The following is a 21100-nucleotide window of genomic DNA, read 5'->3' as shown; positions in this document are numbered from 1 at the left end:
CGTAGTTGAGAACACAGCCGGCGCGAGTTGAGCGCATCTGCGCTGTCGCATTGAGTGCTGCCATCCGGCCAGCAGCTGTCTTAGTCACCGCTGCGAGCACTGGCGCCGCGTCTTCGCCAACGTGTAGTTGCGCGGCGATGCAATCAAACCAGGTGTTCAACCGCCATTGACCAGATAGCGTTCAGACCGTGTCGCCCGCCAGGCTGCGCAGGGCGGCGTAGTCCAGGATCTGCACCAGCTGCAGTTGCGGTAGCGCGATCAGCTGCTGTTGCCTGAGTTTGGTGAAGGTGCGGCTCACCGTTTCAATGGTCAGCCCGAGATGGTCGGCGATGTCGCCGCGGCTCATCGGCAGGGCCACGGTGTCGCCGCTGGCACCGGGCTGGGTGGAGCGGGCGGCCAGGCGCAGCAGAAAGTGCGCCAGCCGTTCGCTGGGTTGCAGCCGCGCCAGCAGCAGGCCGGTGTCCTGCGCGGCGGCCAGTTCCATGCTGGCGCGCTGCAGCAGCTTGCGCTCCAGATGCGGGTAGCGATCGCGCAACTGGCGCATCTGCGCCATCGGCGTACGACACACGCGGCTGTCGACCATGGCTTCGATATCGTGGCGGTGCTGCGCGGTTTCGGTCAGCCCTACATAGTCGCCGGGCAGCACGAAACCGGTGATCTGGCGGCGGCCGTCGGCCAGCGTGCGCACCAGGCGCAAGGCACCGGAGGTGACGGTGTAGACGTGCTGGCGCGCATCGCCGGCACGCACCAGCGTACTGCCGGGTGCATAGCTGGACGCAGTGGTGGCCTCATCTAGTGCGTCCATTTCCTGTGGCGACAATGCCGCGCAGATCGCACGGCCGCGGACCGCGCATAGCGCGCAATCGGAGCTGCGCGCGTCGCTGCCGGATGCCGCGCTAGGCGCCGGGCAGGTCACGCTGGGGTCTGAAAGCTGCCGATACATGGGTCACGCACTGCCTGGGACGCAGATCGATGATACGCCATGCGCTCAGCGCGGCCGCCCAGCCGGTAGAATTGCCGGCCCGCCCCAGTCGTTCTGCAGGAGTTTCGCTCGTGATCAAGCCCCGTACGCCGCCCGGCATCATGGAATTGCTGCCACGCGAGCAGATCGCGTTTCAGCGCATGCTGGACGTCATCCGCCGCAACTACGAGCGGTTCGGGTTCCTGCCGGTCGAGACCCCGGTGTTCGAGCTTTCCGATGTGCTGTTGACCAAATCCGGCGGCGAAACCGAACGTCAGGTCTACTTCGTGCAGTCCACCGGCGCGCTGGCCAATGCGGCTGCCGCAGCCGACGAAGGTGCCGAAAACGGCGGTCTGCCGGAGCTGGCGCTGCGCTTCGATCTCACCGTGCCGCTGGCGCGCTATGTCGCCGAGCACGAGCACGATCTCAGCTTCCCGTTCCGTCGTTATCAGATGCAGCGCGTGTACCGCGGCGAGCGTGCGCAGCGCGGGCGTTTCCGCGAGTTTTACCAGTGCGATATCGATGTGATCGGCAAGGATGCGCTGAGCATCCGCTACGACGCTGAAGTGCTGGCGGTGATCCACGCGGTGTTTGCCGAACTGGGCATCGGCGATTTCAAGGTGCAGTTAAACAACCGCAAGTTGCTGCGCGGGTTCTTCGAAAGTCTGGGTGTGGCCGAAGGCGAGTTGCAGCTGGCGGTGTTGCGCGAGGTCGACAAGATCGACAAGCGCGGCGCCGATTATGTGCGCGACACGCTGGTGGGCGAGGGCTTCGGCATTGCTGCCGAGCAGGTGGCCAAGATCCTGGCCTTCGTGGCGGTGCGCTCAAGCGGCCATGCCGATGCGCTGGCGCAGTTGCAGGCGCTGGAAGCCTCGGTGGGCGCCAGCGCGACGCTGGGCGAGGGTATTGCCGAATTACGCGAGGTGCTGGAGCTGGTCAAGGCGCTGGGCGTGCCGGAAAGCGCGTACTGCCTGAATTTCTCGATCGCGCGCGGGCTGGACTACTACACCGGCACCGTCTACGAAACCACGCTCACCGACCACCCGCAGATCGGCTCGATCTGCTCGGGCGGCCGCTATGAAAGCCTGGCCAGTCACTACACCAAGTCCAAGCTGCCCGGCGTGGGCATCTCGATCGGCCTGACCCGATTGTTCTGGCAACTGCGCGAGGCCGGCCTGATCCAGGGCATTGCCGAAAGCAGCGTGCAGGCCATGGTGGCGCTGATGGACGAAACTCGCCTGGACGACGCGTTGGATATCGCGCGCCGGCTGCGCATTGGCGGCATCAACACCGAAGTGCAGATGGAGCCGAAAAAGGTCGGCAAGCAGTTCCAGTACGCCGCCCGCGCCGGCATCCGCTTTGTGGTGCTGGCCGGCGACGACGAACTCGCGCGCGGCGTGGTGGCGGTCAAGGACCTGGTACGCGAGCAGCAGTTCGATGTGGCGCGCGAAGAGTTGGCGAGCACGCTGCAGGTGGAGCTGGAACAGGCCAAGGCGATGTTGGTGGCCGGGGGCGACAAGGCCGGTTGAGCGGATGGTTCGGCCAACGCGCTTGGCTAGGCCCAACCGACTGATCGCTGCGAAGACGAACCCACTGATGCCAGGCATCAGTGGGTTTTTCATTGCCTGCATGTAGCTGATTCGGATTTCGGCCTGAACAGTTCGCGTCCCAGGCCTTGTCGCTAGTGCACGATTTGCGTTAATGTACTAACACGCTATTACATTAACGCAATGAAACAACGACCCGCTCCCCGCGAAACCACCGACGTCGCCGCCTCCCTCAAGATGCTGGCCGATGCACTGGCATGCCTGACTGAGCCCGGTTCGGTCGAGGCATTTCTGCGCGATCTGTGCACGCCCGCCGAGCTGGAGGCCATGGCCGACCGCTGGCGGGTGGTGCCGCTGCTGATCAAGGGCGTGCCGTACCGCGAAATCCACGAGCTGACCCAGGTCAGCGTGACCACCATCGGGCGCGTTGCGCGCACCCTGGATCATGGCGCCGGCGGCTATGCCGAGGCCTTGCGCGAGCAGTCGTCGCGCCCTGTCGATTCCCACTGAGAGAACAAGATGAGTGCTTCCACGGCAGCGCCGGCACGTGACCGGTTGCGTATTGCCATCCAGAAAAACGGCCGTCTGGCCGAGCCGGCGCGCAGCCTGCTGGCCGCCTGCGGGCTGAGCTGGCGGCAGAGCCGCGACAAATTGTTCTGCTATGGCGAATCGTTGCCGGTGGACTTGTTGCTGGTGCGCGACGACGACATCCCGGGCCTGATCGCCGACGGCGTCTGCGACTTAGGCATCGTGGGCCAGAACGAGCTCGACGAGCAGGCGTCGTCGCGTCGTCGCGCTGGCTTGCCGGCCGCCTACCATGCCGTGCGCGGGGTCGGTTTCGGCCAGTGCCGGCTGATGCTGGCAGTACCGGAAGAATGGGACTGGCAGGGCATCCAGCAACTGGCAGGCAAGCGCATCGCCACCAGCTACCCGGCGATCCTGGCCGACTGGCTGGAGCGACAGGGCATCGATGCGGCGGTGGTGGAATTGTCGGGTTCGGTGGAGATCGCACCGCGCCTCGGCACTGCCGACCTGATCTGCGACCTGGTGTCCAGCGGCGCGACGTTGGCGGCCAATCAGCTCAAGCCGGTGGAGCTGGTGATGGAAAGCGAGGCCGTGCTGGCCGGCGCCGTACGCGAACCGGCCGATGCACGCGCCGCGTTGCTGGCGATGCTGCTGCGACGCATGGACGGCGTGCTCAAGTTGCGCGATAGCAAACTGCTGATGTTCCGTGCCGAACACGGCAACGTGGATGCGCTACGCCGCCTGCTGCCCGATGCCGACCCGCTGGTACAGCTGCCGGACGATGGCAACGGCGCATTGCGGCTGCAGACCATGTGCCACGGCGCGGTGACCTGGCAACGGTTGGAAGAACTCGAACGCGCAGGTGCGCAAGGCTTGATGGTGCTGACAGTGGAGCGCTCGCTGGCATGAACATTCTCGATTGGTCCCAACTCGACAGCGCGTCGCGTACCGACGCCTTGACGCGCCCGGTGCAGACCGTGGCCACACAGACGCGCGACGCGGTCGCCAGCTTGATCAGCGATGTGCGTGCCCGTGGCGATGCGGCGTTGCGCGAAATCACTGCGCGTTTCGATGGCGTGTCGCTGGACAGTTTTGCAGTGAGCGCGGCCGAATTCGCCGCCGCCGAGGCCGCCGTCGCGCCGGAGCTGCGCCAGGCGATGCAGGATGCCGTTGCACGCATCGACACCTTCCACCGCGCCGGCATGAGCGAGGGGTATGCAGTGGAAACCGCGCCAGGGGTGGTCTGCGAAAAGATCGTGCGGCCGATCGGGCGGGTGGGGTTGTACGTGCCGGCCGGCAGCGCGCCGTTGCCGTCGACCGCGTTGATGCTTGGCGTTCCTGCGCGTCTGGCCGGCTGCCGCGAGGTCGTGCTGTGCACGCCGCCGCGCAAGGATGGCAGCGTGGATCCGGCAGTGCTGGTGGCCGCGCAGCTCACCGGCGTGCGCCGCGTATTCAAGCTCGGCGGCGCGCAGGCGATTGCCGCGATGGCCTATGGCACCGAATCGGTACCGAGCTGCGACAAGTTGTTCGGCCCGGGCAATAGCTACGTCACCGAAGCCAAGCAGCAGGTGGCGCAATCCGGCGCGGCAGCGATCGACATGCCGGCCGGTCCGTCGGAAGTGTTGGTGATTGCCGATGCCGGCGCGCAGCCCGCCTTTGTGGCTGCCGACCTGCTGTCGCAGGCAGAGCACGGCCCGGATTCGCAGGTCTTGTTGTTGTCCGACAGCGATGCGTTGATTGCCGCCGTGCAAGTGGAGTTGGATGCACAACTGGCGCAGCTGTCGCGTGCCGCTATCGCCCGTCAGGCGCTGGCGCAGTCGCGGCTGATCAAGGTGCAATCGCTGGACGAGGCATTTGTGATCAGCAACCGCTATGCGCCCGAGCACTTGATTCTGGCGCTGCGCGAACCGCGCGCATGGTTGAACCAGGTGGAAGCCGCCGGCTCGGTATTTCTCGGCGACTACACACCCGAAGCCTTAGGCGATTACTGCAGCGGCACCAACCATGTGTTGCCGACCAGCGGCGCGGCGCGCGCGTATAGCGGCGTGAGCGTGGCCAGCTTCCAGAACATGGTCAGCGTGCAGGCGGCGAGCAAGGCCGGCATCGATGGCATCGGCGAATGCGCGTTGATTCTTGCGCGCGCCGAAGGCCTGGATGCGCATGCCAATGCGGTGGCGCTGCGCATGGGAGTGGCGGCATGAGCACGCCATCGATTCTTGATTTGGTACGCGAAGACCTGCGTGCGTTTGCCGGTTATTCGTCGGCACGCACCAGCGCGTTGCAGGGCGATGTCTGGCTCAACGCCAACGAATCGGCCTGGGGCAACCCGGCCGATCCCCACGGCAGCACGCGACGCTATCCCGACCCGCAACCCAAGGGCCTGCGCGCAGCGTTGGCAGAGTTGTATGGTTGCGCGCCCGAGCAACTGCTGCTTGGCCGCGGCAGCGACGAAGCGATCGACCTGCTGGTACGCGGTCTGTGCGTGCCCGAGCGCGATGCAGTGGTGGTGACGCCACCGGTATTTGGCATGTATGCGGTCTGCGCGCGCTTGCAGAATGCGCCGCTGGTCGAGGTGCCATTGGTCGATGGCAGCGATGGATTCCATGCAGACATCGCCGCCATCGTCGAGGCGGCACTGGCCTCGAAGGCGAAGCTGGTGTTTTTGTGCTCGCCCTCCAACCCGGCGGGGTCGGCGATTGCGTTGCAGGACATCGAAGTCGCATTGCAGGCGCTGCAGGGCAAAGCACTGGTGGTTGTGGACGAGGCCTACGGCGAATTTTCGGACGTGCCATCTGCGGTGACGCTGCTGAGCCGCTACGAGAATCTTGCCGTGCTGCGCACCTTGTCCAAAGCGCATGCGCTTGCCGCTGCACGCATTGGTTGCCTGATCGCCAATGCCGAGTTGATTGCCTTGTTGCGACGCTGCCAGGCCCCGTATCCAGTGCCCACGCCGTGCGCGGTGATGGCCGAGCAAGCGTTGTCTGCGCCGGCACTGGAGGTCACACGCCGGCGCATTGCCGAGGTGCGCAGCGAGCGTGAGCGCGTGCGCGTGGCATTGACGCAGCTTGCCGGCGTCCGCCAGGTGTATGCGTCGCAAGGTAACTTTTTGCTGGTGCGTTTTGACGACGCCGAGGCTGCTTTCCAGGCGCTGTTGGAAGCCGGCGTGGTGGTGCGCGATCAACGCGCGGTGCCGCGCTTGTCCGATGCATTGCGTATCACGCTGGGCACGGTCGAGCAGAACCAACGCGTGCTTGGCGCGCTGCAGCGCAAGCAGGAGGCCGCATGACCCCGATTCTTTTTGTCGACCGCGATGGCACGCTTATCAACGAGCCGGCCGACTACCAGATCGACGCCTACGAGAAGCTGCGCTTTGTCGATAACGTGATTCCGGCGATGCTCAAGCTGCGCGATGCCGGCTATCAGTTCGTCATCGTCACCAATCAGGACGGTCTGGGCAGCGAGGGCTATCCGCGCGCCGCATTCGATGGCCCCAACAACTTGATGCTGCAGATCTTCTCAAGCCAAGGCATCGAGTTCCGCGAAGTGCTGATCGACTGCAGCTGGCCGGCCGACAACGCGCCCACGCGCAAGCCCGGCGTTGGCCTGATGGTGCCTTACCTGCAAGACCGCAACATCGATTGGGCGCGCTCGGCGATGGTGGGCGACCGCCTCACCGATATCCAGTTTGCGCAGAACCTCAACATCCGCGGCTTCCAGCTACGCACCGACGAATTCGGCGGCGACTGGGATTGGCCGGGCATCGCGCACGAACTGGCCGATGCGCCACGGCGTGCGGTGGTTCAGCGTAATACCAAAGAAACCAAGATCCGCGTCGAGCTGGATCTGGATCGCGTCGCCGAGCCGCATACCGCCACCGGCCTGCCGTTCTTCGATCACATGCTGGAGCAGATCGGCAAGCACGGTGGCTTTGCGCTGGATATCCGCGCCGACGGCGACCTGCATATCGATGAGCACCACACCATCGAAGACACCGGCCTGGCGCTGGGCCAGGCACTGCGCGAAGCCCTGGGCAACAAGCGCGGAATTGGCCGCTATGGGTTCGATCCGGTCGAAAGCCCCTGGCTTGCGGCAGGCGAGGGCGCGCAACACGGCTTTACCTTGCCGATGGATGAAACCATCGCCAGCGCGGCGCTGGATTTCAGCGGCCGGCCGTACTTCGTGTTCGATGGCGAGTTCAAACGCGAACGCGTGGGCGATATGCCCACCGAGCTGGTCCCGCATTTCTTCCGTTCCATCTGCGATGCATCCGGCTTGAACCTGCACTTGAGCGTGCGTGGCGAGAACGATCACCACAAGGTCGAGGCGTGCTTCAAGGCGCTTGCACGCGCCTTGCGCCAGGCGATCCGTCGCGAAGGCACGGCGCTGCCCTCGACCAAGGGCGCGCTATGACCGACCTTGCGCTGATCGACGCCGGTGGCGCCAATCTGGGCTCGGTGCGCTACGCATTGGAGCGGCTCGGCGTGGAAGCCCGATTGGTGCGCGATGCGGCGGGTTTGCAGGGTGCCGATCGGGTGATCCTGCCTGGCGTCGGCGCGGCACCGGAAGCGATGAAACGGCTGCACGCGCAAGGGTTGATCGAGCCGCTGCGCCAGTTGCAGGTGCCATTGATCGGCATCTGCCTGGGCATGCAGCTGCTGTTCGAGCGTTCCGAAGAAGGCGATGTGGAATGTCTGGGCCTGTTGCCGGGTGTGGTGCGCCACATGACGCCGGCGCTCGGCATCCGCGTCCCGCATATGGGCTGGAACCAATTGGTACCGATTCGCGAATCGGCCTTGCTGGCCGGCCTGCCCGAACGCGCCAGCGCCTATTTCGTGCATGGTTACGCCGCGCCAGTCACCCCGGATACGGTGGCCGCCTGCGATCACGGCGGCTTGTTCACTGCAGTGGTGCAGCAAGGCCTGCGCTGTGGCGCGCAGTTTCACCCGGAGCGCTCGGCCGAGACCGGTGCCCGCATCCTGCGCAATTTTCTTGAGATGAGCTTCCCATGAGTTTTACCGTTTACCCGGCGCTGGATATCCGCAACGGCCGCGTGGTGCGCTTGTTGCAGGGCGATTACGCGCGCGAAACTCAGTATGGCGACGATGTGTTGCCGCGCGCGCAGGCGTTTGCCGATGCCGGCGCACAATGGATGCATCTGGTGGATCTGGATGCGGCCAAGGCCGGTGGCTATACCTTGGCCGGCACGCTGGGCGAGATCGCGCGCACCACCGGCTTGCAGGTGCAGACCGGCGGCGGCGTGCGTTCGCGCGACGATGTGGCGCGCATCCTCGACGCAGGTGCGGCGCGCGTGGTGATCGGCTCGCTGGCGGTGCGCGCGAGCGACACCGTGATTGCCTGGTTGCAGGAATTTGGTGCGGATCGTCTGACCATCGCACTGGACACGCGCCAGGATGCAGCAGGTGTGTGGCAGCTGCCGGTGCATGGCTGGACCGAAGCGGCCGAGGCCACGTTGGACCAATTGGCGGTGCGCTATGCGCAGGCCGGCCTGCAGCACCTGCTGTGCACCGACATCGCACGCGATGGCATGTTGTCCGGGCCGAACATGGATCTGTACGCGCATTTGCGGGCACTCACGCCGCAGCTGCAGGTGCAGGTCTCCGGCGGCGCGCGCAATCTTGCCGACGTCGCCGCGGCCAAGGCCTCGGGCTGCGCCGGCATCGTGCTGGGCAAGGCCTTGCTCGAAGGTCACCTGGATCTCAAGGACGCACTGGCATGTTGAGCCGTCGCATCATTCCCTGCCTGGACGTGCGCGATGGGCGCGTGGTCAAGGGCGTCAAGTTCCGCGACCACATCGACATGGGCGATATCGTCGAACTCGCATTGCGTTATCGCGCGCAGGGCGCCGATGAGCTGGTGTTCTACGACATCGGCGCTAGCCCGGAAGGGCGTTCGGTCGATTACACCTGGGTCGAGCGCGTGGCGCGGTTGATCGACATTCCGTTTTGCGTTGCCGGCGGCATCCGCGATGTCGAGACGGCGCGTGCGGTGTTGCACGCCGGTGCCGACAAGATTTCGATCAACTCGCCTGCACTCGGCCGCCCACAGCTGATTTCCGAACTGGCCGATGCCTTTGGCGTGCAATGCGTTGTGGTCGGGATCGATTCCATTCGTGAAGAAGACGGCCAGTGGCGGGTACGTCGCTACACCGGCGATCCGAGCAAGACCCAGGCGCTGCCGATGCGCACGCTGGACTGGGTGGCCGAAGCGCAGCGTCTGGGCGCCGGTGAGATCGTGCTCAATTGCATGGACAACGACGGCGTGCGGCGCGGCTACGATATCGCGCAGTTGCGCCAGGTGCGTGCGCTGTGTCGGGTGCCGTTGATCGCGTCCGGTGGTGCCGGCGAACTGCAGCACTTTGCCGACGTGTTCGACCAGGCCGATGTGGACGGCGCCCTGGCTGCCAGTGTGTTTCATAGCGGCGCGATTCCGATTCCGGAACTCAAGCAATTTTTGCGCGCGCAACAGATCGAGGTACGTGATGGGCAGTGACACCGTGGCAACCGACGACGCACTGCAGGCGCTGGACTGGAGCAAGGGCGATGGCTTGTTGCCGGTCGTCGTGCAGGACGCCGACAACCTGCGCGTGCTGATGCTGGGCTACATGAATGTCGAGGCGTTGGCAGTGACGCAGCAGCGCGGCGAAGTCACCTTCTTCAGCCGCAGCAAGCAGCGTTTGTGGACCAAGGGCGAGAGCTCGGGCAACGTGTTGCGCGTGGTCTCGATCGAAGCTGATTGCGACGCCGATACGTTGCTGGTGTTGGCGCGTCCGCATGGTCCCACCTGCCATCTGGGTCGCACCAGTTGTTTTCCGAGCGCGCCGGGTCAATTCCTCGGTAGCCTGGATGCATTGATCGCCACGCGCGAGCGCGAGCGGCCGCATGGCAGTTACACCACCACGCTGTTCGAGCAAGGCATCCGCCGCATCGCGCAGAAGGTGGGCGAGGAGGGCGTGGAAACCGCCCTGGCGGGCGTGGTGCAGGGCGATGCGGAGTTGCTCGGTGAATCCGCCGACCTGCTGTACCACCTGATCGTGCTGCTGCGCGCGCGCGGCCTGGGCCTGGGCGATGCAGTGGCATTGTTGGAGTCGCGGCACAAATAAAGCGATTGGTAGGAGCGCACCCGGGCGCGACGCGTTACCGATAAGGCCCACGTCGCGCCCAGGTGCGCTCCTACGATGCGTTGCGGTGTGATGTCGTTTGCACGCGGTGCCGTCCACGTTGCCTCGGCGGGTACAATTTCCGCTGGTCTTATCGCGGGAACACGCATGCAGCTTCGCTTCGCTCTTCTAGCCCTGGGTGTGCTCGCCGGCAGCGCGTATGCGCGCGATGCGGTGGTCGATGGCATCGTGTACGAAGAGCGCGACGGGCGTGCCGGCCGCAGTGCCGATGAGTCCGGTGTTGCCGATGTGGCGGTGTCCAACGGCACGCAGATCGTGCGTACCGATGCACAAGGTCGCTATCGTTTGCCGGTGCGCGAGGGGCAGACGGTGTTCGTGATCAAACCGGGCGATCGCAGTTTTGTGCCCGCCGCTGATGGCTTGCCCGGGTTCTGGCGGCACTACGCGCCGCGCGGTTCGATCAAGCGCAAATATCGCGGCATCGCCGCTACCGGTCGCAGTACGCAGGGCTGGGATTTCGCGCTGACGCCACGCACGCAGGCGGCGGGCAGCGGGTTCGACATGCTGGTGTTTGCCGACAGCCAGACCGCCAGCCTCACCGATGTGGGCTATTACCAGCGCGATATCGTGGCGCCGCTGGTCGGCAAGACCGCCGCCCGGCTCGGCACCACATTGGGCGACATCGTCAGCGACGATCTGAGCCTGTATCCGGCTTTGAACAAGGTCACCACGCAGCTTGGCGTGCCGTGGTTTCATGTGCCCGGCAATCACGATCTGAATTTTGATGCCGGCGACGATCTGCAGTCGCTCGACAGCTGGCGTGCGGCGTACGGGCCAGACACCTACGCGGTGGAGGAAGCCAACGCCAGCTTCGTGTTTCTGGATGATGTGATCTATACGCCCGGCGGCAAGCCGGCGTATGTGGGCGGTCTGCGCGAAGACCAGTTCGTGTTTCTGCAGGCCTATCTGGCGCAGCTGCCGCGCGAGCGCCTGCTGGTGCTGGGCATGCATATCCCGTTGTTCGATGCAGCCCCGGGGCAGGAGACCTTCCGGCATGCCGACCGTAGCCGCCTGTTCGCGCTACTGAAGGATTTCCCGCATGTGCTGGTGCTCAGCGGGCATAGCCACACGCAGCGGCAGGTGGAGCATGGCGCGGACGAAGGCTGGCAGGGCGCGCGCCCGTTGCACGAATACAACGTCGGCGCGGCCTGCGGTGCGTTCTGGTCCGGCGTCAAGGATGCCGACGGCATTCCCGCTGCGACGATGAGCGACGGCACGCCCAACGGTTATGCGGTGCTGAAGGTCGCTCCCAGCGGCGACTACACCCTGGCCTATCACGCCGCGCGCGCGGCCGACGATGCGCAGCTATCGCTGTCTGCGCCCAAGGTGCTACGGCAGGGTGCGTATGCGGCCTGGGGCGTGTACGCCAATGTGTTCATGGGGCAGGACAGCACCGTGGTGGAGTCGCGCATCGATGCTGGGCCGTGGCAGGCGATGAAGCGCGTCGAGCGTGCGGACCCGGCGCTGCTTGCGGAGAATGCGCGCGACGATGCAGCGCCGGAACTGCGTGGTTACGACCGCTCGCCCGAAGCCACACCATCGACGCATCTGTGGCGCAGCGCGTTGCCCACCACGCTCGGCGTTGGCGAACATGTCGTCGAGGTGCGCGCCACCTTGCCGACCGGGCAATACAGCGCACGCACGGTGTATCGCTTGCAGCGCGCCGATCCTTGAGCAGATGCGCGCGTGCAAGGCGGCAAGAGGTGTTGCGGTAACGCCCGCCGCGCCCAATGACGCTCCTGCGGCATCGCTGGGGGGCTCGGTATCGAACCCCACAAACGCAAACGCCTCCACAAAGGAGGCGTCTTGAGATCCGGGCTGGCAGGCGAAGGCGCGCTGGCGAAGATCGGTGCTGGCTGGCTGGCTGGCTGCGCGAGTGTAGCGATGCGCAGACATTGCTGGCGAAATGAGAATTAGTCTCAGCGCGTCGGCTTTATCGCGATGATGCGGGTGTCGGGCGAATCGGCGCGTTGCGTCGCGACGCAGGCGATGCCGGCGTCGCCGCTCCCGCCGTATCGGCGCCAGCCTCGCGCTGCGCTTCGGCGTCCATATCGGCGTTGGGCTCGTCCTCCAGCGGCGGATACGGATAGGCAACTGCCGGGCCGAGGTGCAGCCCGGCGCGCCAGCGCCCCACTACCGGCGCAATGCGCCGGCCCAACGATTGTTGCGGCAATGACGGCAACTCGCCGTCCTGTTTCTCGCGCGCGGTAATCGCGGTCTTGGCCATGTCGAAGGCGGTCAGCGGATCGTCGCTGCGGTTCATCGCATCGATCAGCCAGGCTTGGCCGAAGTAGGTGGCATTGGACGTGTTGCCACAGCCGAACGATGGCCGATCCGCACGTGCCGCTGTCAGGACTAGCGTGTCCGGCGAGCGCAGCGCCGGAATGAAGCCGCCCGAATAGCAGGCCGAGAGCACGATGATGCGATTGTCGATACCGGCATCGTCCAGCGCCTTGCGCAGATCCTGCGGACTGATGAAGTCTTCTTCGTTCTGATCCACCTGCACATACAGCGTGTGGTCTTCGGTACCGTGGGTGGTGACGAACAGCAGCAGCGCATCTTCCTTGCGATCCATGCGCTTACCGATCGCAGCGAGCGTGTCGTAGAGATTGTCGTAGGTCGCCAACGGTGCGTACGGCTGCTCGCCCAGATTGTCCGGGTTGTTGACCAGCGTGACCACGCGGCCGCGCGCATCGAAGCGTTGTTCGAACAATTGCTTGAGGTACAGCGTTTCGTTACGAAACACGTCGTCGCTGGCATCGCCGGCAAAGCCGACGACATACAGATCGGTGACGCCGGGGCGTTGCGGCTGCACGGCGGCCAGCGCTTTTTTCAGCGCGGCCTGGTCGACCGGGTCCACCTGCGCCGCGTCGTCCGCGGTCTGTGCCGGCAACGCCGCGCCCGCATCGGGATGACAGCCGGCAACCAGCAAGACCACGGCGAGCAGCACCAGCATCCGGCGCATCAACGCGTGCGACGCCAAGCGTGATTGGAGCGATGGGGACAACGCCGATGCCTCGATGATGCGTGGAATAGGAATGTGTGGAGCGGTCGATCGAACGTTGCATCTGGCGACTGCGACTGCCCTCAGACAGATGCGGCGACTGCTCAAGCCGGCAGGAGCGCGGCGTAGATCAGAACGCATCGTCCAGCTTGCAAGCCGCTGCGCATCGTCTTCCAACCTGTCGTTGGCGCATGCATCAGCTGGCGAACCAGTTACTCCACTGACGCATGCACGAGCTGGCAAGCGGTTGCGCGAAGCCAGCCTGCTTCGGTGGCTTCAACACGGCTGTGCTGCTTGCAAGATGCCCTCATGCGACCGCAATCAGTCGTCGTATAAGGGCCAATCCGTCACATGACGCTTCGGTCCAGGTGCCTGGAGGTCCTACGTCCAACGGATTACACACGGCGTTCTTGCAACCTCACCGGCCGCCGCACCGCGACAGCCGATGTCTCAGCGAACCTGCCGGCTCAAAACACCAGTTGCGAAAAACTTTCCACGCGCAGGTGGCTGCCCACGTCCTCGGCCGAGCGCGGCGTCGGATAGTCTTCGCGGCGGTCCAGCAGCGCGGTGCGCATACCGGTGCGCTTGGCGGCGTCGAGTTCTTCGATCACGTCCGACAAGAACAGGATCTCCGTTGCAGGCTTGCCGATGCGCTCGATAATGCGGCGATAGCTGGCGCTCTCGCGCTTGGGGCCAAGCTCGGTATCGAACCAGTCGGTGATCAAATCACTCAGGTCGCCGGCATCGCTATGCGCGAAGAACAGCTTCTGCGCCGGTACCGAGCCGGACGAATACACGTACAGCGGAATGCCCTGCGCGTGCCAGGCCTGCAGCTGGATCGCCGCATCGGCATAGATGTGCGCGGTGAAGTCGGCGGTCTTGTAGCCGTCTCCCCAGATCAGGCCTTGCAAGGCCTTGAGCGCGGTGTGCTTGCGGTCCTCGTCGATCCAGGTCTGCAGCGTGGTGATCAACACCTCGTCCGGCACGTCTTCGCCGATCTCGTCGGCCACCTGGTTGAGCCAGTGACGCACCTGCGGGTGATTGCCGTGCTCGCGCACGTAGGCGGGCATGGCACGGCGTGCATACGGAAACAGCACGTCCTTGACGAACGAAATGCTGCTGGTCGTACCTTCGATATCGGTGAGGATCGCTTGCGGTCGTGTCATCGTCAGCTGGCCTTGTGAGGTGTCTCGGGGGCGTAGCGGGGGAATTGTTTGGCGATTTCGGTGCCGGTGAAATGTCCGACCCAGCCGTCCGGCTCGGTGAAGAAGCGGATCGCCACAAAATGCGGCTCCGGCCCCATGTCGAACCAGTGCAAGGTGCCATCGGGCACCGCGATCAGGTCGTCCTTGACGCACTCGATCTCGTAGACCTTGGCATCCACGTGCAGCGTGAACAAGCCCGAGCCGGCGACGAAGAAACGCACCTCGTCTTCCTTGTGGAAGTGTTCGTCCAGGAACTTGGCGCGCATTTCTTCGCGCTTGGGGTTATCCGGCGCGATGCTCACCACGTCCACGGTCTTGAAGCCGCGCTCGCTGCTGATACGGTCGATATCGGCGCGATAGGCGGCCATCACTTGTTCGGGCGTGGCGCCGGGTTCGACCGGCTGGCTGGCAGCCCAGCGCTCGAAGGTGACGCCAATCTTGACCAGCTCGGCGGCGATCGCATCGCCATCGCGGCTGTCGAATTCCGGTGTGGTCGGGTTGGTGTCGGCAAAGATACGCAGTCGGCTCATGGCGGTCTGGCTCACGAATGGGGGACGGACAACACTCAGCGCGGGCCGCGCAGTTTCAGCAGTTCGAGTTCGCAATGCAGCAGGAATTCGAACGCTTCCAGATGGCGGCGTGCCTCGGCCATGTTGCGGCCCCAGGCATACAGACCGTGTCCTTCGATGAGATACCCCCACATGCTCTGTTTGTCCAGCAAGGCCTCGACCTGCGCGGCCAGCACCTGCATGTCCTGGGTGTTGGCAAACACCGGCACGTCCATCGCGGTGTCGTGGGTGGTATTGCCTTCGAACGCCTTGAGCAATTCGTAGCCTTCCAGACGGATCGCGCCGCTGCCGGCATACAGGCGGGACGCAATCGTCTGCACCGGCGAATGCGTATGCAGCACGCAGCCGATCTCCGGGAAGCGGCGATACAGCTGGGTATGCAGCAAGGTTTCGGCGGATGGACGCAGCGGGCGGCCAACGGCCTGGCCATCGAAGTCCACCACCATGATGTCTTCTTCGACCAGGCGACCCTTGTCGCGGCCGGAGACGGTAATCGCGGCGTGCTGTTCGTCCAGGCGATGAGAAAAATTGCTGCTGGTGGCGGGCGTCCAGCCGGCCTGGGCCAGCTCGCGGATGTTGCCGATCAGCAACTGCGCCAGCTCGTGCAAACGGGCGGCGCTATAGGGCAGGGGGGCAGTGGTCGCATTCATACGGCTATTCTACTGCCCCACCAGATTACGGTCAGGTGCAGCGCAGCAGGGTGTTCGACCTGCCACGCCCGGACTCCGCACACGCGCAGGGTCAGCGGCTGTCGCGCAGACGGCTGTGGCGATAGCCGTAGCCGAAATAAACCACCAGCCCGACCAAGGTCCATAGACCCATCAGCATCCAGTTGTGCAAGGTCATTGCCGACAGCAAGGCCAGGCAGCTCAGCACACCGGCGCTGCAGATCAGCCACGCGGCCGGCATGCGGAACGGACGCGGCAGTTCCGGATGCGTGCGGCGCAGGATCAAGACACCGGCGCACACGGCGGCGAAGGCGATCAGCGTGCCCATCGAGGTCAGCTCGCCCAGTACATCCAGCGGGAAGATGGCAGCCAGTAGTGCGATGCCCACGCCGGTAATGACGGTATTGATATGCGGCGTGCGGTACTTGGGATGGATGCGGGTGAAGATCGCCGGCAGCAGGCCGTCGCGCGCGATGATCATGAAGATGCGCGGCTGCCCGATGATCATCACCAGCACCACCGACGACAACCCGATCAGCGCGCCCACTTCCACCACCACCCGCAACCAGGCCAGCTGCGGATGCGCAGCCACAGCCGTCACCACAGGCTCGTCGGTGCCCAGCTGGGTGAACGGCACCAGGCCAGTCATCACTGCGGCCATGGCGATGTAGAGCACGGTGCAGATCACCAGCGACAGCATCATGCCGATCGGCAGGTCGCGCTGCGGCCGGTGCGATTCCTGCGCCGCCACTGACACCGCCTCGAAGCCGATATAGGCGAAGAACACCATCGCGGCGCCGCGCAGCACGCCCTCCATGCCGTACTTGCCCGGTGCTTCGTTGGCGGGAATGAAGGGATGCCAGTTGGCCGGGTCCACGTACTTCCAGCCCGCCGCGATGACCAGGATGATCAGCCCGGTCTTGAGGATCACCATCGCCATGTTCATCGCCGACGATTTGCGGATGCCGACATAGCACAGCCAGGTCAGCAACAAGACGATACCCGCGGCTGGCAGATTGGCGATCGCGCCGGTGCGTTGCAGCTTGCCGTCCAGCGGTGCGCTGACCAGGGAGGCGGGTAAATGGATGCCGAAGTGTTCCAGCAGGCTGAGGAAATAGCCGGTCCAGCTGACCGCCACCGCTGAGGCGGAGACGCCGTATTCCAGCACCAGCATCCAGCCGATGAACCAGGCCGCCAGCTCGCCGAAGGTGGCGTAGGTATAGGTGTAGGCGCTGCCGGACACCGGCACCATGGCCGCAAATTCGGCGTAGGCCATGGCGCAGAACGCGCAGCAGATCGCTGCGAGCACGAACGACAGCACGATCGCCGGGCCGGCATGGTCGGCCGCGGCCTGGCCAGTGATCACGAAGATGCCGCCGCCGATCACCGCGCCGATGCCCAGGGCGGTCAGCCCCCAGGGACCGAGCGCGCGTTGAAGGCCCAGCCCGTCGGCCGCCTCATGGCTGGCGTGCGGGTGTTTGGTGGCCCAAAGTTGTTTGAACATGGAGCGATTCCTGTTGAATCCCTGCGCGTGACGGTGCGTGCTTGTGCGGGATGTGCTGGCTGTTGCGGGGGACTCGCGTTGTCAAATCCCCGCACACGGATGTGCGGGCTGTTGCGAGGGACTCGCGTTGTCAAATCCCCGCACACGGATGTGCGGGCTGTTGCGAGGGACTCGCAATCAAGCCTTGCGGGCCAGACGGCTATGGTGGATGCCATAGCCGAAATAGATGAACAGGCCGATCACGGTCCAGCCCACGAACACCTTCCAGTGCTCCTGGAAGGCCTGGAAGAACAGGGCCAGGCACGCAAGCGTACCCAACGGGCAAATTATCATCGCCAGCGGTACCCGGAACGGACGCTCCAGCTCGGGCTTGGTAAAGCGCAGCACCATCACGCCGGCGCATACGGTGGCGAAGGCGAGCAGGGTGCCCATCGACACCAGTTCACCCAGCACATTCAACGGAATCACCCCGGCCAGCAGCGCCGCGACCACGCCGACGAAGATGGTGCCGACGTAGGGCGTATGGAATTTCGGGTGCACCTTGCCGAACAGCTTGGGCATCAATCCATCTTTGGCCATGGTGTAGAAGATGCGCGGCTGCGCCATCAGCATCACCAATACCACCGAGGACAGGCCGGCGATCGCGCCGATCTCCACCGCGGTTTTGAGCCAGCTCAATTGCGGGTGCGCTTCCAGCGCGGTGGCCACCGGCTTGGCGGTGCCAAGCTGGGTATAGGGCAGCAATCCGGTCAACACCGCACAGACGATGATGTAAATAACCGTGCAGACCGCCAGCGACACCAGGATGCCGATCGGCATGTTTTTCTGCGGGTCCTTGGTCTCGCCAGCGGAGGTGGAGACCGCGTCGAAACCGATGTAGGAGAAGAACACGATGGACGCCGCGCGGAACACCCCATCCCAGCCGAACTGGCCCGGACCGGTGTTTTCCGGGATGAAGGGGTGCCAGTTCGCCGGGTCGATGTAGGCGATGCCGAAGCCGACGAACAGGCAGATCACCACGACCTTGATCGCTACCACGATCGCATTGGCGAACGCTGATTGGGTGACGCCCACGTAGCACAGCATGCTCACCGCGGCGACGATCAGCACCGCTGGCAGGTTGACGATGTTGCCGGAGCTGACAAACCCATGACCGTCCCAGGCCAATGGCGCACCCGCAAGTTCTGCCGGGAACGGCAATCCGAGCGTGCCGGTCAGGAAGCTGATGAGGTAGGCGGACCAACCGACCGCGACGCTGGAACCGGCAAACAGGTATTCCAGCACCAGGCACCAGCCGATGAACCAGGCGATACCTTCGCCGAGGGTGGCATACGAGTACGAATACGCGCTGCCGGAGACCGGCATCATCGCCGCGAACTCGGCGTAGCACAGGCCGGCGAAGGCGCAGGCGATACCGGCGAAGACGAACGACAACATCACTGCGGGGCCGGCGTGATTGGCCGCGGCCTGGCCGGTCAACACGAAGATACCGGCGCCGATCACTGCGCCGATGCCGAGCATGATCAGGTGCTTGGCGGTGAGGGTCCGTTGTAGCGTCGCTTCGCCCTGCAGGCTGCCTTCGACCGGTTCGCCCGCATCCACATGTCCAGCGGGCTCGATCGGTTTGACCCTCAACAGAGACTTCAGCATTCGGTACATCCCTAAGTGGCAGAACAAAGGCGCGCGCGCCTGGGCGAAGGTGTGCGCCGCATCCCATTGGGACAGGCAAGCGGCCTACCTTGCCAAAGCTACACGCTCACGACAAGCGCGTACGCAGCATGAATGGCGATAATGGTCGCTGATCCATGCGCAACCGAGAACGACAGATGGTGGATGCAACCCTGCGGCAGCAACTGGCTGCCTACCGCGCACGTTGGCCGGACGAGGCCGAGGTGGCCGACCAGTTCGTGCAGCTGCTGGACGATGCCACCGATCCGTTCGTGCGCGAGCGTGTCGAAGGTCATTTCACCGGCTCGGCCTGGGTGGTCAGCGCCGACGGCAGCCGCACGCTGCTGACCCACCACCGCAAGTTGCAACGCTGGCTGCAGCTGGGCGGCCACGCCGACGGCGACCGCGATCTGGCGCAGGTGGCGTTGCGCGAAGCCGAAGAAGAATCCGGGCTGACCGGTTTGCGGCTGGCAGATGCCGAGCTGTTCGACCTGGACCGCCACTGGATCCCCGCGCGCGGCGAGGTGGCGGGGCACTGGCATTTCGACGCGCGTTACGTGGTGGTCGCAGGCGCGGACGAAGCGTTCGAAGTCAGCGAAGAATCGCTGGCCCTGGCGTGGCGCCCGATTGCCGAGCTGCTGGCCGAGCCAGAGCTGGATCCGTCGATGCGGCGTATGGCCGAGAAGTGGGTGGCCCGAGGCGTGTGATGGGTGCTCAAGGAGTGCGCCCTCATCCGCCCTGCGGGCACCTTCTCCCGCAGGCGGGAGAAGGGATCAAGCGCAGAGAAGGGGGCAGGTGGAGAAGGATGACCTGCACTCCCTTCTCCCGCCTGCGGGAGAAGGTGGCGCAAAGCGCCGGATGAGGGCCGCTCCTCCACCAACACCTCAATACAAAATCCGCGTCCGCAATGTCCCTTCGATCAAGGCCAGGCCTTCCTTCAGCGCGGTGGCCTGCGCTTCGCTGGCGCTGACGTCGATCACCACGTAGCCGACCTTGGCATCGGTACGCAGGAACTGGCCGTCGATGTTGACGTTGTGGCGCGAGAACAGCTCGTTGATCTTGGACAGCACGCCCGGCACGTTGCGGTGGATGTGCAGCAGTCGCAGGCTGTCGGGGTGCTCGGGCAGCGTCACTTCCGGGAAATTCACCGCAGACAAGGTGCTGCCGTTATCGCTGTAGCGCACCAGTTTGGCGGCCACTTCGATGCCGATATTGTCCTGCGCTTCCAGCGTGCTGCCACCCACATGCGGGGTCAGGATCACGTTGTCGTGCGCAATCAACGGCGATTCGAATGCATCGCCATTGCCCTTGGGCTCGACCGGGAACACGTCCACTGCCGCGCCGCCGATCTGGCCGGAGGTGAGTGCCGCATCCAGCGCGTCGATATCGATCACGGTGCCGCGCGAGGCGTTGATCAGATGCGCGCCAGGCTTCATGCGGGCGATTTCTGCCGCGCCGATCATGTCCTTGGTGGATGGCGTCTCCGGCACGTGCAGCGTCACCACGTCCGAGCGCGCCAGCAGGTCATCCAGGTCGATCGCCGCACGGGCGTTGCCCAGCGACAGCTTGGTTTCGATGTCGTGAAAGATCACCTGCATCCCTAAGGATTCGGCCAGCACGCCAACCTGGGTGCCGATGTGCCCGTAGCCGACGATGCCCAGCACCTTGCCGCGCGTTTCGTGGCTGCCAGCGGCCGATTTGGACCAGCCGCCGCGATGGCATTCGGCATTTTTCTGCGGGATGCCGCGCAGCAGCAGGATCGCCTCGGCGATCACCAGCTCGGCCACGCTGCGGGTGTTGGAGTAGGGCGCGTTGAACACCGGAATGCCGGCCAGCTCGGCCGCATCCAGGTCGACCTGATTGGTGCCGATGCAGAAGCAGCCCACCGCCATCAGGCGCTTGGCATGCGCCAGCACCTCGGCGCTCAACTGCGTACGCGAGCGGATGCCCACGATATGCGCGTCGGCAATGCGCGCGATGAGTTCGTCTTCGGGCAACGACTTGGCGTGCAATTCGATCTGCGAATAACCGGCGGCGCGGAATACATCCACGGCGGTCGGGCTGATGCCTTCCAGCAACAGGACGCGGATGTCCTGCTTGGGAAACGAGGTTCTCTTCGGCGACATGGGGGAGCGCATTGCAGCAATCGGGTCGGCAACTATGCCAGATGAGGTGCCGGATTGGGCGCTCGCCATGCATGGGTTGCACGCGGCAATCCCTTGCGCTGCAACGGTTTCAGCTGAATCCAACG

Annotated in this window: 20 protein-coding genes; 12 read left to right on the top strand and 8 right to left on the bottom strand. The window is 64.8% G+C overall.

Annotated features, from left to right (window positions below):
• Positions 1–181: 181 nt before the first annotated feature.
• Positions 182–805 (bottom strand): Crp/Fnr family transcriptional regulator, encoded by a 624-nt coding sequence (locus tag ABQZ00_RS10660; protein WP_311239585.1) that lies wholly within the window; start codon positions 803–805, stop codon positions 182–184.
• Between the two features lie 248 nt (positions 806–1053).
• Here ABQZ00_RS10660 and hisS point away from each other — a divergent pair, with 248 nt between their 5' ends.
• The 11 genes from hisS (at position 1054) to ABQZ00_RS10605 (ending at position 11905) form a co-directional block, all read left to right on the top strand.
• On the top strand, positions 1054–2490 hold the full coding sequence (gene hisS / locus ABQZ00_RS10655) for a histidine--tRNA ligase (protein ID WP_323539272.1): 1437 nt from the start codon (positions 1054–1056) through the stop codon (positions 2488–2490).
• Between the two features lie 201 nt (positions 2491–2691).
• Positions 2692–3018, top strand: coding sequence for a YerC/YecD family TrpR-related protein (locus tag ABQZ00_RS10650; RefSeq protein WP_055846394.1), 327 nt, complete (start codon positions 2692–2694; stop codon positions 3016–3018).
• Between the two features lie 9 nt (positions 3019–3027).
• A complete protein-coding gene (hisG, locus tag ABQZ00_RS10645; protein ID WP_055846396.1) occupies positions 3028–3942 on the top strand; it encodes an ATP phosphoribosyltransferase in 915 nt (304 codons plus the stop codon).
• Positions 3939–5234 carry a histidinol dehydrogenase gene (gene hisD / locus ABQZ00_RS10640; protein ID WP_323539273.1) on the top strand — a complete coding sequence of 432 codons (1296 nt, stop codon included), beginning with the start codon at positions 3939–3941 and terminating at the stop codon, positions 5232–5234. The genes hisG and hisD overlap by 4 nt, the downstream gene beginning before the upstream one ends.
• Complete coding sequence (hisC, locus tag ABQZ00_RS10635) at positions 5231–6319, top strand: histidinol-phosphate transaminase (RefSeq protein ID WP_323539274.1); 1089 nt, start codon at positions 5231–5233, stop codon at positions 6317–6319. Before hisD ends, hisC begins: the two co-directional genes overlap by 4 nt.
• A complete protein-coding gene (hisB, locus tag ABQZ00_RS10630) occupies positions 6316–7443 on the top strand; it encodes a bifunctional histidinol-phosphatase/imidazoleglycerol-phosphate dehydratase HisB (protein WP_323539275.1) in 1128 nt (375 codons plus the stop codon). Before hisC ends, hisB begins: the two co-directional genes overlap by 4 nt.
• On the top strand, positions 7440–8042 hold the full coding sequence (hisH, locus tag ABQZ00_RS10625) for an imidazole glycerol phosphate synthase subunit HisH (RefSeq protein ID WP_323539276.1): 603 nt from the start codon (positions 7440–7442) through the stop codon (positions 8040–8042). The genes hisB and hisH overlap by 4 nt, the downstream gene beginning before the upstream one ends.
• Complete coding sequence (gene hisA, locus ABQZ00_RS10620) at positions 8039–8773, top strand: 1-(5-phosphoribosyl)-5-[(5-phosphoribosylamino)methylideneamino]imidazole-4-carboxamide isomerase (protein ID WP_323539277.1); 735 nt, start codon at positions 8039–8041, stop codon at positions 8771–8773. The genes hisH and hisA overlap by 4 nt, the downstream gene beginning before the upstream one ends.
• Positions 8767–9543 (top strand): imidazole glycerol phosphate synthase subunit HisF, encoded by a 777-nt coding sequence (gene hisF / locus ABQZ00_RS10615; protein WP_055846413.1) that lies wholly within the window; start codon positions 8767–8769, stop codon positions 9541–9543. The genes hisA and hisF overlap by 7 nt, the downstream gene beginning before the upstream one ends.
• Positions 9533–10153 (top strand): bifunctional phosphoribosyl-AMP cyclohydrolase/phosphoribosyl-ATP diphosphatase HisIE, encoded by a 621-nt coding sequence (gene hisIE / locus ABQZ00_RS10610; RefSeq protein ID WP_323539278.1) that lies wholly within the window; start codon positions 9533–9535, stop codon positions 10151–10153. The genes hisF and hisIE overlap by 11 nt, the downstream gene beginning before the upstream one ends.
• A 165-nt stretch (positions 10154–10318) precedes the next feature.
• A complete protein-coding gene (locus ABQZ00_RS10605; protein ID WP_323539279.1) occupies positions 10319–11905 on the top strand; it encodes a calcineurin-like phosphoesterase C-terminal domain-containing protein in 1587 nt (528 codons plus the stop codon).
• A gap of 259 nt (positions 11906–12164) precedes the next feature.
• On the opposite strand, the gene ABQZ00_RS10600 is transcribed toward ABQZ00_RS10605, so the two are convergent.
• From ABQZ00_RS10600 to ABQZ00_RS10575, 6 genes are all read right to left on the bottom strand, one after another.
• Positions 12165–13196 carry a C13 family peptidase gene (locus tag ABQZ00_RS10600; protein WP_323539280.1) on the bottom strand — a complete coding sequence of 344 codons (1032 nt, stop codon included), beginning with the start codon at positions 13194–13196 and terminating at the stop codon, positions 12165–12167.
• Between the two features lie 506 nt (positions 13197–13702).
• Positions 13703–14401 carry an acireductone synthase gene (gene mtnC, locus ABQZ00_RS10595; protein WP_323539281.1) on the bottom strand — a complete coding sequence of 233 codons (699 nt, stop codon included), beginning with the start codon at positions 14399–14401 and terminating at the stop codon, positions 13703–13705.
• 2 nt (positions 14402–14403) lie between these two features.
• Positions 14404–14970 (bottom strand): 1,2-dihydroxy-3-keto-5-methylthiopentene dioxygenase, encoded by a 567-nt coding sequence (locus ABQZ00_RS10590; protein ID WP_115512852.1) that lies wholly within the window; start codon positions 14968–14970, stop codon positions 14404–14406.
• Positions 14971–15005: 35 nt separating this feature from the next.
• Entirely contained in the window at positions 15006–15659 is a 654-nt protein-coding gene (locus ABQZ00_RS10585) for a methylthioribulose 1-phosphate dehydratase (RefSeq protein ID WP_055846428.1), read from the bottom strand.
• A gap of 91 nt (positions 15660–15750) precedes the next feature.
• A complete protein-coding gene (locus tag ABQZ00_RS10580) occupies positions 15751–17181 on the bottom strand; it encodes an amino acid permease (protein WP_055846430.1) in 1431 nt (476 codons plus the stop codon).
• A 177-nt stretch (positions 17182–17358) separates the two neighbouring features.
• The gene (locus tag ABQZ00_RS10575) at positions 17359–18831 is read right to left on the bottom strand and encodes an amino acid permease (protein WP_323539282.1); all 1473 of its coding nucleotides are present in this window, start codon (positions 18829–18831) and stop codon (positions 17359–17361) included.
• A gap of 176 nt (positions 18832–19007) precedes the next feature.
• On the opposite strand from ABQZ00_RS10575, the gene ABQZ00_RS10570 reads away from it, so the two are divergent.
• Entirely contained in the window at positions 19008–19556 is a 549-nt protein-coding gene (locus ABQZ00_RS10570; RefSeq protein WP_323526088.1) for an NUDIX hydrolase, read from the top strand.
• A gap of 177 nt (positions 19557–19733) precedes the next feature.
• Here the strand turns inward: ABQZ00_RS10570 and serA are convergent, their stop codons facing one another.
• Positions 19734–20975 carry a phosphoglycerate dehydrogenase gene (gene serA / locus ABQZ00_RS10565; protein ID WP_055846438.1) on the bottom strand — a complete coding sequence of 414 codons (1242 nt, stop codon included), beginning with the start codon at positions 20973–20975 and terminating at the stop codon, positions 19734–19736.
• Positions 20976–21100 lie beyond the last annotated feature (125 nt).

The organism is Xanthomonas sp. WHRI 10204 (assembly GCF_040202875.1).
Lineage (GTDB): Bacteria > Pseudomonadota > Gammaproteobacteria > Xanthomonadales > Xanthomonadaceae > Xanthomonas.
Note: the sequence above shows the minus strand (reverse complement) of the source record. Positions and strands in the feature narration are given on the sequence as shown.

Excerpts from the sequence above, each read along its gene's own strand:
- hisF (WP_055846413.1), top strand. The coding sequence starts at position 8,767 with ATGTTGAGCCGTCGCATCATTCCCTGCCTGGACGTGCGCGATGGGCGC.
- ABQZ00_RS10605 (WP_323539279.1), top strand. The coding sequence starts at position 10,319 with ATGCAGCTTCGCTTCGCTCTTCTAGCCCTGGGTGTGCTCGCCGGCAGC.
- ABQZ00_RS10650 (WP_055846394.1), top strand. The coding sequence starts at position 2,692 with ATGAAACAACGACCCGCTCCCCGCGAAACCACCGACGTCGCCGCCTCC.
- hisIE (WP_323539278.1), top strand. The coding sequence starts at position 9,533 with ATGGGCAGTGACACCGTGGCAACCGACGACGCACTGCAGGCGCTGGAC.
- hisD (WP_323539273.1), top strand. The coding sequence starts at position 3,939 with ATGAACATTCTCGATTGGTCCCAACTCGACAGCGCGTCGCGTACCGAC.
- hisB (WP_323539275.1), top strand. The coding sequence starts at position 6,316 with ATGACCCCGATTCTTTTTGTCGACCGCGATGGCACGCTTATCAACGAG.
- ABQZ00_RS10575 (WP_323539282.1), bottom strand. The coding sequence starts at position 18,831 with ATGCTGAAGTCTCTGTTGAGGGTCAAACCGATCGAGCCCGCTGGACAT.
- hisG (WP_055846396.1), top strand. The coding sequence starts at position 3,028 with ATGAGTGCTTCCACGGCAGCGCCGGCACGTGACCGGTTGCGTATTGCC.
- mtnC (WP_323539281.1), bottom strand. The coding sequence starts at position 14,401 with ATGACACGACCGCAAGCGATCCTCACCGATATCGAAGGTACGACCAGC.
- hisH (WP_323539276.1), top strand. The coding sequence starts at position 7,440 with ATGACCGACCTTGCGCTGATCGACGCCGGTGGCGCCAATCTGGGCTCG.
- ABQZ00_RS10590 (WP_115512852.1), bottom strand. The coding sequence starts at position 14,970 with ATGAGCCGACTGCGTATCTTTGCCGACACCAACCCGACCACACCGGAA.
- hisA (WP_323539277.1), top strand. The coding sequence starts at position 8,039 with ATGAGTTTTACCGTTTACCCGGCGCTGGATATCCGCAACGGCCGCGTG.
- hisC (WP_323539274.1), top strand. The coding sequence starts at position 5,231 with ATGAGCACGCCATCGATTCTTGATTTGGTACGCGAAGACCTGCGTGCG.
- serA (WP_055846438.1), bottom strand. The coding sequence starts at position 20,975 with ATGTCGCCGAAGAGAACCTCGTTTCCCAAGCAGGACATCCGCGTCCTG.
- ABQZ00_RS10600 (WP_323539280.1), bottom strand. The coding sequence starts at position 13,196 with ATGCGCCGGATGCTGGTGCTGCTCGCCGTGGTCTTGCTGGTTGCCGGC.
- ABQZ00_RS10570 (WP_323526088.1), top strand. The coding sequence starts at position 19,008 with ATGGTGGATGCAACCCTGCGGCAGCAACTGGCTGCCTACCGCGCACGT.
- ABQZ00_RS10580 (WP_055846430.1), bottom strand. The coding sequence starts at position 17,181 with ATGTTCAAACAACTTTGGGCCACCAAACACCCGCACGCCAGCCATGAG.
- ABQZ00_RS10585 (WP_055846428.1), bottom strand. The coding sequence starts at position 15,659 with ATGAATGCGACCACTGCCCCCCTGCCCTATAGCGCCGCCCGTTTGCAC.
- ABQZ00_RS10660 (WP_311239585.1), bottom strand. The coding sequence starts at position 805 with ATGGACGCACTAGATGAGGCCACCACTGCGTCCAGCTATGCACCCGGC.